This is a genomic window from Furfurilactobacillus sp. W61-4 (assembly GCF_057545565.1).
The window spans coordinates 601,690-615,370 of sequence record NZ_BAAJNZ010000001.1; the positions used below are offsets into that span (position 1 = coordinate 601,690).

Annotated in this window: 15 protein-coding genes and 1 tRNA gene; 4 read left to right on the plus strand and 12 right to left on the minus strand. The window is 43.1% G+C overall.

The window, feature by feature from the left end; translation table 11 throughout:
- Positions 1 to 20: 20 nt before the first annotated feature.
- The 6 genes from yqeH to AC27FN_RS03030 form a co-directional block, all read right to left on the minus strand.
- Positions 21 to 1,169 carry a ribosome biogenesis GTPase YqeH gene (gene yqeH, locus AC27FN_RS03005; RefSeq protein WP_487166534.1) on the minus strand — a complete coding sequence of 383 codons (1,149 nt, stop codon included), beginning with the start codon at positions 1,167 to 1,169 and terminating at the stop codon, positions 21 to 23.
- Positions 1,166 to 1,693 carry a YqeG family HAD IIIA-type phosphatase gene (locus tag AC27FN_RS03010; RefSeq protein ID WP_487166535.1) on the minus strand — a complete coding sequence of 176 codons (528 nt, stop codon included), beginning with the start codon at positions 1,691 to 1,693 and terminating at the stop codon, positions 1,166 to 1,168. The genes yqeH and AC27FN_RS03010 overlap by 4 nt, the downstream gene beginning before the upstream one ends.
- Before the next feature lie 153 nt (positions 1,694 to 1,846).
- On the minus strand, positions 1,847 to 2,743 hold the full coding sequence (locus AC27FN_RS03015) for an RluA family pseudouridine synthase (RefSeq protein WP_487166536.1): 897 nt from the start codon (positions 2,741 to 2,743) through the stop codon (positions 1,847 to 1,849).
- 98 nt (positions 2,744 to 2,841) lie between these two features.
- The gene (locus AC27FN_RS03020; RefSeq protein WP_487166537.1) at positions 2,842 to 3,414 is read right to left on the minus strand and encodes a phosphoribosyltransferase; all 573 of its coding nucleotides are present in this window, start codon (positions 3,412 to 3,414) and stop codon (positions 2,842 to 2,844) included.
- A 348-nt stretch (positions 3,415 to 3,762) separates the two neighbouring features.
- A complete protein-coding gene (locus tag AC27FN_RS03025; protein WP_487166538.1) occupies positions 3,763 to 3,957 on the minus strand; it encodes a hypothetical protein in 195 nt (64 codons plus the stop codon).
- Between the two features lie 136 nt (positions 3,958 to 4,093).
- Positions 4,094 to 4,540, minus strand: coding sequence for an OsmC family protein (locus AC27FN_RS03030; protein ID WP_487166539.1), 447 nt, complete (start codon positions 4,538 to 4,540; stop codon positions 4,094 to 4,096).
- A 313-nt stretch (positions 4,541 to 4,853) separates the two neighbouring features.
- On the opposite strand from AC27FN_RS03030, the gene AC27FN_RS03035 reads away from it, so the two are divergent.
- Both AC27FN_RS03035 and AC27FN_RS03040 read left to right on the plus strand, forming a co-directional pair.
- Positions 4,854 to 5,801: a glycosyltransferase gene (locus AC27FN_RS03035; RefSeq protein ID WP_487166540.1), complete on the plus strand. Its 948-nt coding sequence runs from the start codon at positions 4,854 to 4,856 to the stop codon at positions 5,799 to 5,801.
- 25 nt (positions 5,802 to 5,826) lie between these two features.
- Positions 5,827 to 8,418 (plus strand): YfhO family protein, encoded by a 2,592-nt coding sequence (locus AC27FN_RS03040; protein ID WP_487166541.1) that lies wholly within the window; start codon positions 5,827 to 5,829, stop codon positions 8,416 to 8,418.
- A 104-nt stretch (positions 8,419 to 8,522) separates the two neighbouring features.
- Here AC27FN_RS03040 and AC27FN_RS03045 read toward each other — a convergent pair whose 3' ends face one another.
- On the minus strand, positions 8,523 to 8,744 hold the full coding sequence (locus tag AC27FN_RS03045) for a hypothetical protein (protein WP_487166542.1): 222 nt from the start codon (positions 8,742 to 8,744) through the stop codon (positions 8,523 to 8,525).
- A gap of 191 nt (positions 8,745 to 8,935) precedes the next feature.
- Here AC27FN_RS03045 and AC27FN_RS03050 point away from each other — a divergent pair, with 191 nt between their 5' ends.
- Complete coding sequence (locus AC27FN_RS03050) at positions 8,936 to 9,625, plus strand: YoaK family protein (protein WP_487166543.1); 690 nt, start codon at positions 8,936 to 8,938, stop codon at positions 9,623 to 9,625.
- A 69-nt stretch (positions 9,626 to 9,694) separates the two neighbouring features.
- Here the strand turns inward: AC27FN_RS03050 and AC27FN_RS03055 are convergent, their stop codons facing one another.
- Positions 9,695 to 10,171, minus strand: a complete 477-nt coding sequence (locus AC27FN_RS03055) for a nucleoside 2-deoxyribosyltransferase (RefSeq protein WP_487166544.1) — start codon at positions 10,169 to 10,171, stop codon at positions 9,695 to 9,697.
- Between the two features lie 561 nt (positions 10,172 to 10,732).
- On the opposite strand from AC27FN_RS03055, the gene AC27FN_RS03060 reads away from it, so the two are divergent.
- The gene (locus AC27FN_RS03060; protein ID WP_487166545.1) at positions 10,733 to 11,365 is read left to right on the plus strand and encodes a sunset domain-containing protein; all 633 of its coding nucleotides are present in this window, start codon (positions 10,733 to 10,735) and stop codon (positions 11,363 to 11,365) included.
- A gap of 264 nt (positions 11,366 to 11,629) precedes the next feature.
- Here AC27FN_RS03060 and AC27FN_RS03065 read toward each other — a convergent pair.
- The 4 genes from AC27FN_RS03065 to AC27FN_RS03080 form a co-directional block, all read right to left on the minus strand.
- Positions 11,630 to 11,753: transfer RNA gene (locus tag AC27FN_RS03065), tRNA-Ile, on the minus strand.
- An 84-nt stretch (positions 11,754 to 11,837) separates the two neighbouring features.
- Positions 11,838 to 11,972 (minus strand): terminase small subunit, encoded by a 135-nt coding sequence (locus tag AC27FN_RS03070; protein ID WP_487166590.1) that lies wholly within the window; start codon positions 11,970 to 11,972, stop codon positions 11,838 to 11,840.
- Positions 11,973 to 12,000: 28 nt separating this feature from the next.
- Positions 12,001 to 12,345 (minus strand): hypothetical protein, encoded by a 345-nt coding sequence (locus AC27FN_RS03075; protein WP_487166546.1) that lies wholly within the window; start codon positions 12,343 to 12,345, stop codon positions 12,001 to 12,003.
- Positions 12,346 to 12,593: 248 nt separating this feature from the next.
- Positions 12,594 to 13,565 carry a Kiwa anti-phage protein KwaB-like domain-containing protein gene (locus tag AC27FN_RS03080; protein WP_487166547.1) on the minus strand — a complete coding sequence of 324 codons (972 nt, stop codon included), beginning with the start codon at positions 13,563 to 13,565 and terminating at the stop codon, positions 12,594 to 12,596.
- Positions 13,566 to 13,681 lie beyond the last annotated feature (116 nt).

Genomic DNA, 13,681 nt, shown 5'->3' on the forward strand with positions numbered 1-13,681 from the left:
GTGTGTTTGCCTTTCCATGTTTAAATCATCGCTCGGCGTAAGAGAACACTGACGCCGGCTGGCGCCCAACCAGCTACCGTGACATGAGCCGGCACCGTGACCCAGCCCAACCCCTCAATCACTAAATCGCTCTTTTCAGTTGGATGAAATTCATGGCGAGTTAAGGCCGGTAGCTTGGCCAAATCGGCCGCTGTCGGTGGTGTTAATAGTTCACCAGCATGGCGATCGTAAAAGGCATCTGCATTAGCTAATTTCGTGCGATGAATCATTAAATTATTTTCAAAGTACGCGGTCACGCCAGAGGTCTTGGCCGTCGTCTTCGCCGTAATCAAATCAAACCGCGCCACTGCCCCAAAAAAGAGCGTTTGGGCTGCTTGCAATTGGTACACGCGCGGTTTAATTTCCTTTTGTGGGGCGACGTACTTCAACGTATCGGCAGTCAGAAAATGGGCCATCTGTTCCGGATGAATAATGCCGGGCGTATCCACTAAGACGTGGTCCTCACCTAATGGAATTTCAATTTTATCTAGGGTTGTACCTGGGAAACGCGACGTCGTAATTAAGTCGGCGACCCCAGTATTTTGCTTTAGAATGCGATTAATCAGTGTCGACTTGCCTACATTCGTCACCCCAACCACATACACGTCCCGATCACCACGATAACGATCAATCAGTTGCAAAAGATCATCGACATCGTGGCCATTTTTGGCACTCAACAGGGTGGTCGCCACTGGCCGCAAACCGTTTAAGTTGGCTTGCTGCCGTAACCAGTCCGTTAATTTAGGTCGTTTTAACGAGCGTGGTAAGACATCTTCTTTGTTACCCACTAACAAAACCGGGTTTTCACCGACAAATCGGTGCAATCCAGGAATCATGCTGCCGTTAAAGTCAAAAATATCGACCACATAAACGATCAGCGCATTGGCCTCACGGATCTGACTCAATAGTCGCCGAAAATCGTCATCAGTCAGTGAAACCGGCATAATTTCATTGTAATGGCGTAAGCGAAAACAACGCTGGCAATATAGTTCACCATTGGCCAGTCCCTTCTTTAAAGCCGACTGTGGCGTATAGCCAAGGGTGTCCGGGGTTGTGGTCTGAATCTTGGCCCCGCAACCAATACAATATAAATCTTCTGTTTCAAGTGCTGCTAGCGCTTGTTCGCTCATCGCAATTCCTCCTGCCAGGTTAAATTAGGATATGTTTTCAGTAACCGCCGCATCACAAAACGTTCAAAGAAGCGGTTAATTCGCGTATCCCACTTATCAGTTTCAATTAAAGGTTTGACTAAAACACTGCGTACATGAGCATGATTGGCTGCCCAAATATCGGTCATCAGTTGATCGCCAATCATGACAACATCATTGTTGGTTAGTTGATATCGGCGTTTAGCTTGTTTGATCCCGCGGGTAAACGGCTTTAATGCCCGTGAAATGAACGGTAACCTTAAGGCTGCCAGCGCGCGTGAAATGCGTTTAGCGCTATTATTAGACACGACGACCACTTGAATACCGTTTTGATTCATTAAAGCTAACCATTCTCGCAGTTGCGGCGTGCCATCCGGATTATTCCACGCAATCAACGTATTATCAAGGTCGGTTAAAATCGTTTTAATGCCGGCGCGTTTGAGTTGTTCAGGCGTTATGTTATAAATCGCAGAAATCATCCACGTCGGTTTAAACTGCGCGACCATTTATCAACATCCTCGTTTTTCTCAGAAATAAATTACAAAATTATCCAATTATTATACCAGAAACTAACCAAAAATGCTGTCCTTTGGCTGACTACCAACGCGAAACCAGCCGGGTGTAACTCGACTATGAAAACAGAGTGGAACCCACCAGAGCTAATTCGTTGATGTCAGGTGTTGAATCACTGCCTGCATATCAGGAGGCAATGGACTGGTTACCGTGTGTGATTGCCCACTTAACGGATCGGTAAACGTCAACTCACTAGCATGTAAAGCTTGCCGAGTCAGCCATTGGATCGGGCCACCATACAACGCATCGCCTAATAACGGGTGCCCCAGACTAGCCAGATGAACGCGAATTTGATGGGTTCGACCCGTGTGCAAGCGCAACTTCACTAGGGTTGCTTGGTCATAGCGAGTTAATACCCAATATTCCGTTTGTGCAGATTGTCCTGCACCTGAGACTGCGATCCGCCGGGCAACTTGCCCCGCCACCCGCTCGATTGGTGCGTCGATTAAACCATGATCAGACTCGAAACGACCGCTAACTAAAGCTACATAGTCTTTACGCAATTGATGCTGGTCGACTTGCGGTGCAATCATGCCTTGCACAACCGCATCACGTGCCACCAGCATTAAGCCACTAGTATCCCGATCTAAACGGGTTACTAAATGTGGTCGCAAATCAGGCGATTGCTGTGCCATTAACCAGCCTTTAACGCGGTTGACCACCGTATCAGTCTGCCCACTGGGACCAGGCACGGCAGCGATGCCAGCCAGCTTATCGACAACTAACCAATGATCATCAAACCAGGGAATATCAAGTGGCAAACGACTTGCGGGCACTTTAGGATCCTCACCTTCATCAGGTAATTGTAGCGTGATGTCATCGCCCTGAGCAACTGGCTGATCGGGTGTCGCTGGCTGGCCATTTAATAAGAGACGACCACCAATTTGTTTTTGCTTGGCCCACAGACGATGACTAATACCATGCGTGAGTAAAAAGCGTTTAAGACTGGGTTCGGTTACATTTGCGGTCCAAGTAAATTCCACTTAAATTCCTCTTAAAATTCGATAACTAAGTTCAACAAGCAGCCGGTTAGATAATTTTCTTCATTATAGTAAATAATAAGCGCCTAAATGCCACAACCTCACGTTTCCGTGGTTGGCTTAACAGCAGCAGTCTTATATTCGGCAATCGCCGGTAAGTTACGGTAAGCACCATTTAAATCCATCCCATAGCCAACTAACCAAACATCTGGCAAATCAAAGCCAACGTAATCTAGGCTCACTGTTCGTTGTCGAGTGATTGGCTTATTGACCATGACGGCGGTCTGAATACTGGCGACATTTTGGTGCTGTAACCAGTCAATTAAAAAGGCTAACGTTGTCCCGCTGTCAATGATTTCATCAAGCAAAATAACGTGCCGATTTTCGATCGACAGCGTCGGCGTTTGCGTTAATCTAGGTTGGGTCTGTTGTGTACCAGTGTAACTGCTAACGGCCACAAAATCTAAATCTGCTGGAATCGTCAATTGTTGGCTGACCGCCAATGTCCATTGAGCGGCTCCTTTCATAACCCCAATTAATAGCGGGGGCGTTTGCCAGTTGGTCGTATCAATTTGCTGGGCAATTCGACCGGCCGCCGCTTCAATATCGGCGGCCGTTGCAAAAATCTGACCTAAATGGTCATCGAGCATCGTTTTCAGGAATTGTGGCGTCACAAAAAGCATCCTTTCTGAGTGTCTCACTCGGTTCAGCAATTATTTAAGTAACGTTATGGTAACCTGAAAGCGCGCTGGGTACAAGGCCACGCCAGGAAAGCCCGCATAAAATAGGCTACTTTGGCCAGCAGCGAACCGGCACAAAACACCAGACTTACGGATGCGTTTTTGCCCGGATGGTAAAATTGACTGTGATGAAAACAACTAGCCAATAGGCGGTCAAGGCTGCTTAACGAACTGTCGAATCGGCTAGTTTTGGCCCTGACGTCTTGAAGCCGATAAAAAACCGCCCTGACAAAATTTCAAGGCGGTTAAAGCAAAATTAATTGATGGAAATGTTCAACAGGATCATGCCGAGTAAGCAAATGGCGTCCCCCCTTGATTAACATAGTGAATTCGATAGCGGGTTTGCTGCGTTGGGGCAATCTGATCCACGGCTTGCTTAGCGATCTCGTAGGTGACACGGCGCATAATAACTACCCAATGGCCCTGTTGCCATGTCTCGACGTTCCAATCACCATGAACAACTTCTCGCTGCTTCATTATTGCCACCTTCTTTCTAAATAACTAGCTGAGATAGAACCACCAGTTTAAGCCGTTTTAATTAAATGTAAAGTAAAACGCTCATCGCAACCAACCAGCATTGGTCACGATGAGCGTGCTATTCTAAAGTCTCGATCTATTCACCATAATTCGTCGTCGTGTCACCAAATTTATCAACAATTCTAAAGTTAACGTTGTCGTTATCCTTTAACAATTTTGCCACCGGACACTGGTTTAAAGCATCGGCTAAAATTGACTGGGCGTCCGCTTCATTGGCATTTGGAAACATGATCTGCGCATCCACAATAAATTTGTAGCCCAATGTGTCTTTTAGGATATCAACCTGCGTTAAAACTTCTGTATCTTGTGCCAAACCACGCTGTTGTTCAACAAGTCGTAATGTGGCATTGAAACATGTGCTTAACGCGAATCCAACAAATTGTTCAGGATTAGCACCAGAGGCCTGAATCAACGAGCTACTAACCCCGATTGATAATCCTTCATTACCTTCGACAAAGCTTTGTCCAACAAGCCCATTTTCATTAACGACGCGAGTATGATATAAAGAACCTTCAACTGCCATCTGATTGACCTCCATTTGTGTGTTCAACATGAAAGAACAACAATTAACTACCCATAACTGTAAGGGTTTTCATGCCGAAACACAATCATTCCTACTCGCCGATTGAACAGATCCTCAAACCAGCTACGTTATAGCTTAGTTGTCTATTACATTGTTAATAGCAATAATCTGTTTAACCGTTAGCTGCCAATTTAATCGTTAGGATTTATTCGATTTAATTGTCGGAAAAGCGCACGCTTTATGGAACAGTTGTTTATAATGATGACAGATTACATACGCAAAATCACCGTTTTGCTGATAAAGGAGCCTTATCGTGTCAACACAGATTCTTTCCATTATTGTCCCTTGTTACAACGAAGAAGCCAGTATCCCGTTATTTTATCCGGCGGTTGAGAAAGTATTTGCCCAACTAAAAGAGCAACATCCCACGCTTACGCCAGAATATTGGTTTATCAACGATGGCTCCACTGATAACTCATTACAAGAATTACGTACTTTACAAACAAATGATCCAGAACACGTTCATTACGTTTCTTTCTCCCGGAACTTCGGTAAAGAAGCCGCACTTTATGCTGGCTTGCAGCATGCTGGTGGCGATTATGTTGCGGTGATGGATGTCGACCTACAGGATCCACCGGAACTTCTGCTTCAAATGGTGGATGGTATTCTCGATGACGGCTACGACATTGTCGGGGCTAGACGTGTAGATCGGCAAGGTGAACCGCCAATCCGCTCATTTTTTAGCAACATGTTTTATCGCTTAATCAATCGGATCTCGCAAACCCATATTGTCAATGGCGCGCGCGACTACCGCCTAATGACACGGCAGGTGGTTAACGCAATTTTATCAATGGCAGAAGTCAACCGCTTCTCCAAGGGAATTTTCAGTTGGGTGGGCTTTAACACTAAGTATTTAGAATTTGAAAATCAGGATCGCGTCGCTGGTGATACTCACTGGTCATTCTTTCAGCTATTTAGTTATTCACTTGAAGGCATCGTGGATTTTTCTGAGGCACCATTATCGATTGCTTCCTTTACAGGCATCGTTTCGTTTCTGCTGGCAATCGTTGCTATCATCTTTATCGTTGTTCGAGCACTCTTCTTTGGCGGTTCCGTCGCTGGTTGGCCATCGATGGTTAGCATTATGCTGCTCATCGGCGGAATTCAACTTTTCTGTTTAGGTATCTTGGGTCGCTATGTCGGTCGCCTCTATCTAGAAAGCAAACATCGCCCAATTTACATCGTTAAAGAAGAAAAATAAACCGGCCCTAAAGGAAATTTATGCAATGATGAACCGCTACGGACAAAAACGCTTTTACTATGATCTAGGATCGTTTCTACTACCAATGGTGGTGGTGAGTATTGTCTTTGCTTGCTTAGGAATCGCTCCCTTTGGCGCCCATAATTTGCTTATCAGCGATATGGGAACCCAATACGTCGCTTGGCTGACGCAATTTCGACATGTGATCACGACCGGCCAATTTTCTTTCTATTCGTTTAGCCTATCCTTAGGTGACAACGCTTTTCCATTAGTTGCCTACTACATGTTAAGCCCATTTAACCTGATTCTTTTCTTTTTCCCAGCGAGCCAGGTCCCACTGGCAGTCACATACATCATCTTACTGAAAGTTGGTAGTATTGGTTTGAGTACTGCTTACTACTTGCGGCGCGTCTACCACAATACGAATTGGTCAAACTTGCTCTTTTCCAGCATCTTTGCTTTGAGTGGTTTTGTGGCGACCTATTTCTATGACATCATGTGGCTTGATGCCTTGATCTTATTGCCGCTGGTGACACTAGGTTTGCGATTACTTGTGGCTGGTCGTGATTCACGGCTGTACTTTTTTGCGTTATGGGCCACAATTATTACCAACTATTATCTGGGTTATATGACCTGCCTTTTTTCGCTCTGTTACTTCATCTATTTGCAGTTTGATCAGACACCGCGGCGGATTACCTGGCGCATTTATTGGCGAACCCATCGTCGCTTAATTGGACACTATCTAGCGATCTCGATTTTAAGTGGCTTGAGCTCACTGGTAGTGCTTTATCCCACGCTATTAGGCATGTTAAGAACGAGCAAACAGAGCCTATCCATCAAGGCATTCTTACCGCTGCCTCAGTTTGGGCCGGAAGCGTTAGCACAGCTTGGCATGAATGCGGCTGACTATCCTGCGCGACTCGAACATGATCCGAGCATCTACTTAGGCAGCTTAGCGCTTCTCTTATGTCTTGGCTTTTTTACGGCAAAAAATATTGGACGGCGCCATAAGTGGGCATTAGGTGGATTACTCGCCACCCTGGCGATCAGCATGTTTATCACCTTGTTCAATACCATCTGGCACATGATGCAGCAGCCTAATGGATTCCCATTTCGGAATGCGTACTTTTTCAGTTTCATCGTATTATTGTGTGCTTATGAAAGTTGGCAAGCCCATACCTTTGCCGAACAACGACCATTATTGCGGAATTTATTGATCGCCTTAAGTCTATTAGCGATCGGGTATATCACGGCGATCATCGCTCAACCGATCGTGCGACGAAGCGACGCGCTCGCTAGCTACTACGTTAGCCCCCTCTTTTGGCTCATTAGTAGCCTAGGGTTAATTTGCGCCTGGTGGCTTTTAAAACGACGATCCCACGGTCAACGGTGGCTAGTTGTCCTTAGTTTAACGGCACTGACGTTACTTGAATTAGGTGCTAACTTTTATTTTGGCTTGGCCCCAGCCAAGTTAGGCAATCAAGCCCGTTACCAACGTAACTTTACAATTGAACAGCGTTATTTCAAAAAAATTCAACAGACGAACGCTTTTTACCGAGTGGATAATCAAAACTCATTATTGAACGCCGCTTATGGTGAAGTTTATAACAATTACAATGATCCACTATTGTTCAATAGTTATGGCATTGATCTGTATAGTTCTACCCTCAACGAGTCTACACGACTGACGTTACAGCGTTTGGGCTTCTATAGTAAAAATGAACGGCGGATTAGCTCAGCCGGTAGTACAGAATTGACCAACACCTTATTTGCAGTTCGTTATTTGTTGAGTATGACCCCACACGATTACGATCTGATTACGTTCCCAAACGCGCTACCGCTGGGATTTGCAGCTAACCAGTCTTTATTAAACGTGACGTTAAAACCACACGAAGCCTTATCGAATCAAAATCATTTGTGGCAAGGGATTACTGGACGAAAAACAGACTACTTCCGGTCCGTTGAGGTGCAACAAGCCACAGTAAAACAAGTCGTTGATCATTACAATTACACCTTCACCTTGCGGCCCAAAACCAACGGCCCCATTTATATGTACTTGCCCCACGTCCCCATCGATAGCGCCAATATTCGCGTCAACCAAACCAAAAAGCGAACAAAGCTAAGTGTTTCCTCCGAAGCAGTGTTACCGTTAGGCCGGTTCCACAAAGGCCAGTCATTTCAATTGAAAGTAAGTTCAAAACACCTGATCAGCCACCCGGATCGTTGGGTAAAGACATTGGATGCCGACAAATTTGCGGCTTCCGTTAAACAACTCCATCGCCATACCCTCCAGCTAACGCCGCATTGGCGACCAGATCGATTGCATGGCACAATTAACATGCCCAAAGACAAGCCACTTTTGTTCCTGAGCATTCCATACGATCCTGGTTGGCAAGTTAGCGTAGATGGCCGGCAACAACCAATTCAACGAGTTGCGCATAATTTGAGTGCGGTGACACTTGCGCCAGGTCATCACAAGATTCGGCTAACTTACATCACCCCTGGATTCAGAACTGGTTTAGTGATTAGCCTCCTAGCATTTGCTACTTATGCTGGCTTGTTCTGGTGGGATCAGCGACACCAAAAACACAACGCAACATCCAGCAATCCTAAGTAGTTGCTGGATATTACTCAAACGAAAACTGGTTAATAAAAATGCCGCTCAGTTCGATTCGTAAGGAATCCAGCTAAGCGGCTTTTTTATTCGAACCCACTTATCAATTAACGGGCCGTCAAATAAGTATAAGTACTATCTTCATTTTGTTTAAACGTAAATTCGTGATCCTGATGATCATTGGCTCGCCATTTTGACACTTCATAATGCGTCGTGTCCGACAATTGCAGGCGATTGACGACAGCTTCAACTAAATATTGGTCATCATCAAAAGAGCCACGAAGAATTTTCTTTAAATCGGTTAAAAATGCTGCTGTATTTGTAATCATGTGACCTATGTCCTTTCAATCAATGGCATAAGGATACAGATTGTCTGCCAAGTTGTCCACCAACCAGTACCGGCTTTGAGAAAAATTAATTCACCAATTGATGAAGAATAAATCATCGCATTTAACCCCCATTCTGGCTAAAATAGTGGCTATGGTACAAAGTGAGTCCCAATATGAAAGGAAGTCTAACTATGCAATCGACCACGCCATCTCCCCGACCAATCTATGAGTCACTTATCACCGGCGTGTTGCTTGCCGGTGTCGGTGGTTATCTTGACGCCTACACGTATATTTTCCACGGTGAAGTCTTTTCAAGTCTTCAGTCTGGGAACGTCATCTTACTAGGGCTTAATCTCGCTGATGGTCATTTAACCAAGGCCTTAGCCTACATCGTGCCAATTTTGTGTTTTGTGATTGGTGCCGGGTTGGCTAATGTTATTGAGCAATTATTTCATCGTCCCGGTGCCATCATTTGGCAGGAACTCAGCATTATTGCTGAATTAGCTGGAGTATTCTTAATCGATCTGTTATTGCCATTTTTACCCAGTCTTGCCGTCACCAGTGGCCTATCACTCTTTGCGGCTTTTCAGGTTCACACGTTTCGGGTGCTAAACAATCATCCCTACAATACGACGATGACCACGGGAAATTTGCGCACGGTCGGCGCCTCACTTCTCAATTTACTTATTGGGCATGGTGATCGCGCCACCAGCCGTTTACTGCTCCGTGATAGCTTTTGGGTAGCTGCGAGCTTTGGAATTGGTGCATTCATTTCCACGATCATGACCAGAACGATCGGTGTCCAATCGCTATTAGGCGTTGTGCTTATCTTACTGATCGTTCTCGGACTGATGGTTTGGGATCAACACCACGGTCGTTAATTTTACTAATCAAAAACAAACGCGACTAACCGATGTCTTAGGTGACACGGGCAAGTCGCGTTTATTTTTTTAGAATACTTTCATATCGCTATAACGAGTTGGCAAATTATTGAAGTCGTACGTTGCTAAACCATTCGCAATCTTATCACCGGTAAACATCGCGGTTAATGACCGCGCCAACATCAAGTTCAATTCATTCTCGGGGTTAAATTGCACCATCACCACGGGAATGTGCCACGCCCAAGCGGCCCCGATTTCAAAAATGGTCCCCGCGTCGGGCTCCGGATTGCCGTCTTCGTGTTTATAATCCAAAATCGCGACCACCACATCCGCGCGTTTAACCTGACGGGTATCACTGGCAAACACTGCATCTTGCCACTTAAAGGAACCAAAAGGCAACGATTCTTCTTGATGCTCCTGAGGAATAAAAATATCATCGCCAGCAATCGTTGGATTCTGCCGCAATGCCGCTACCACTGTTTCAAGGCGGGCTTTTTGTTCGTCTGAGAAAAACGGACTCGCTAAGTAAACCTTATTTCGATACATCGAGATAACCTCACTTCTTTAGGATAGCTTAAGTATACCGAAAATTTAGGGAGATTTCTGGCGGAAAGCAAAATCACAAGCGTGATGACAATACTGTATATCAACTAACCCATTCACGTGGACAATAGTAATGAACTTATTTTTAAATATGATACTTCTACATATTTGTTTAAGTTGTAAAATCAATCGTTATGCAAGCCACTACCATCTAGTTCATTTTCCAACTTAAAACGTTTTTCAAACTGCATAGTTCTTCGTGGTTACCAAACTTTTGATTTGAGGATACAGATGTTCGGTCACTATTTTTAATGATTAATTCTTTTGCTTTTCGCAAACCAATAAGAGTTTTCAATAGTGGCTAAAGTATATGTATCCTTATAACAAAAAACAAATAATTCGCTAACTTTTATTGCACAGAGTTTGGGTTCACTATATATTTATATTATTAGCAGTATATACAACTCTTAATTTTAAATAATGAGTTATATAAGTTTTCGCACAACGAGAAATATAACCAGAACTACAATTCATTAAAAATACATATATCAGGAGATTCATTCTATGACTGTAATATTAAGTATTATCTTTGCAATTGTTTTTGGATACCTTGCCTATCGACTTTATACAAACAATAAAATGAATAAATCATTAAAATGGACCCTGATTTTCTTCACAGCACTTTTTGCGCTCTCCTCACTAATCAGTCCATTTAACAGCAACAGTTCTAGTCCAGCCAATCCGAAAAGTAATATGCAAACCCAAATAAAAATACACAAATCAAAACATACCAGGAGTAACAAAGAAAAAAATAAAGAGGCTTTTAAAACGTTCCAAAAAGAATCATCGCGTAAGAACTCCGAAAGCATTGCGTCCAGCCAATTCGAAAGTGAATCAATTGCGGAAAGTCGAAGCGAATCATTAGAAGAAAGTTCATCTATCGCAAATTCTCTAGCTGTGAGTGAATTAGAAGCTTCCTCTAAAGCTGCTTCACAGGCTGCACTTGAAAGTTCACGGCAAGCAAACACTCCCACATCTACTGTAAATACCAACTCTGGCCCAATCATCGGAAACTCACGTAGTCTTATTTACCATACCCCTGATCAAGCTAACTATCACATTAATCCGGCCTATGAAGTAATATTCAGTTCAGAAGCAGAAGCCCAAGCAGCAGGATACAGAAAATCACTTAGATAAATCAGAGCTGTTGTTGATTTACAAAAAAGCATTGTTTTTGCATAGAAGCATTTATCATTTAATCGAGTCAATAATTATGGTAAAAGCTTTATTATTTTATGACGGTCTAATAAGCTCAGACTTGAAAATTAAATCTGATAAACAGGTACTTCACGGGTGACATTTTTTCAATCTGACTTATATCAACGCCATAACATGTACGTAAGTGAAAAAACAGCCATTATCTAAGACTTGCCTTCTTTTTTTATTTTTGACTTACGCCAACAAGTATAGGTGGACTCGAACCACCGACCTCATGCTTATCAGGCATGCACTCTGATGTGCACCTCGTTATCAGCTGCGATTGACCACCTCCCTCACTCCGTCGATACAGCACTGAGCTATACCCTCTATGCTTGCCACTGAGTTCGTAATTCTTTTCGGTAATCGTCCGGGCGCTCTTCTTTATCTGTTAAACCATTCATGTACAGTTTTAAAAGTCGACTAGCATTCTGCCAACCGACTTCTTCGCGTACTTCGCTTTAATTGCCGCTTCAGTAGCGTTGCAGAAAATGACGTGCTCATCGGCGAACACCCACTGTTGCGGTGTTAACTTTTTCTTTTTGATGGCACATCACCTCCTAGTTATAGGTTTCTCATTTCTGTTTGGGTAAAAAATAAAAATCAGACGTTAATTTATATCTCTTTATTCGCTGTTTTGATAGACGCAAACTTTCTAAATCGTCCAAACTATTACGAGTGAGGTAATGAACTTGTCCGCCCCTGCCAACAAATACATTAAATCCTGCTAAAACCAACGGCGGGTTTAGATAAACAATATTTAATCTTATAAAAAGAATCATGACCGTTAAAAATAAAAATATATTAGTCAAAAGAATTGGAGTGGTGATTTTTACTCCAATACTCAAAAAAGGAATAACATACGTCATTAAGTATCCAACAATCGAATCACTCGTCATAGTCATTTCCTCAACATCCACCGATATTCCCATCCCTTTCCTGATTTTCCATTTGCATAAAATAACTAAGAAAAGTGGGGCAAGAATGGCTATGCTGATCGAAATCCCTCCTAGAGTAATGTGAGTAAACATGACTTTAAGTGCAGAACAAAGGCTCACATGCTTCTTAACGGAAAGATTCCGTATAAGCTCCTGAGCAAAAATCACAACATATAGCGGTATATAAGAGATCAGAAATAGCAGAAGTCTATAAATAAGGTTTCAACCTCCTATTCTAGCCTAGCAGCCTCAAACTCATCTCCTGTGATTAATGAGCTGACTGGTTTTTCATTCAGTAATTTTAGAAACTGGTTTAATGAATCTGACGAATAAAGCAACCCTTCATCGTTTAAAACGATTTTATCGTAGGACTCCTCAAAGGTCTTGTTTTTTAATATGTCCTTAATTTCTGGTAGGTGGTTCGTAATTGCATCGATACGTTCCTCATGATTTGCCAAATTAGATAAACTCCTGTAAAGAACAGGGTGCTTATCCAAGTCTTCTTCAATCCCTTCTAATCCTTGGTAAAAGGATGATCGTTGACGCAAATAGCCAATCGTCTTTGCAGCATTACTCTTATACAAATCTAGCAAATGAAAAAGATCCTCAAATTGCTTTTTTTTAGCGATTATACAAGCTGCGCCATGAACAAAACAAGTGGTTACCGGATTTAGCCCAATGAGCTTATCATCATCACCCAGCTTTGAAATCCCGTCGTCATCAACATTTCCTACCAACCCTAAGCTATGCTTAGAGACGAGCGAGTTAAAACTCGTTGTAGTCCCAAATAAATAAGCGTCATCATCATCCGTAGAAAGATCTACAACGTATCCCTTGACCCATTTCAGATGTTGACGAATAGTTTTCAAATTTTTTACATATTCCAGTGGTTCTTTTTCCGGGTCAAGCTTGTCAATATAATCAGTGATTAAAGGAAAGTCCGGCACATCCCCAAAAATTGTACATCCCGTATTTTCTAATTCAACACTATACTTAACTAGCTCGGCGTCTTCCTTGTAATCATTCAAAAGACGATCCACAAAAGATCGCTTTATGTCTTCTGCTGTACTCTCAGCAAGGCTAAACACGGTTTCTTTTTTTGTCGGTCTTCTCCAAATAAGAAACAGCTTAATCTCCAAGTCAGCCTGACCAACCATCCGACGAACATCTGTTATTTCCTTAAGTGCATCATTTTCATTCATTTCACATATCCTCATTCACCTTTATTCATTCACACTTATTTAACAATAAAAAGAGCGCCGTTACAATACTGTAACAACGCTCTCGTGAATGAATAAAGCTGGTCAAGGAGTGAACT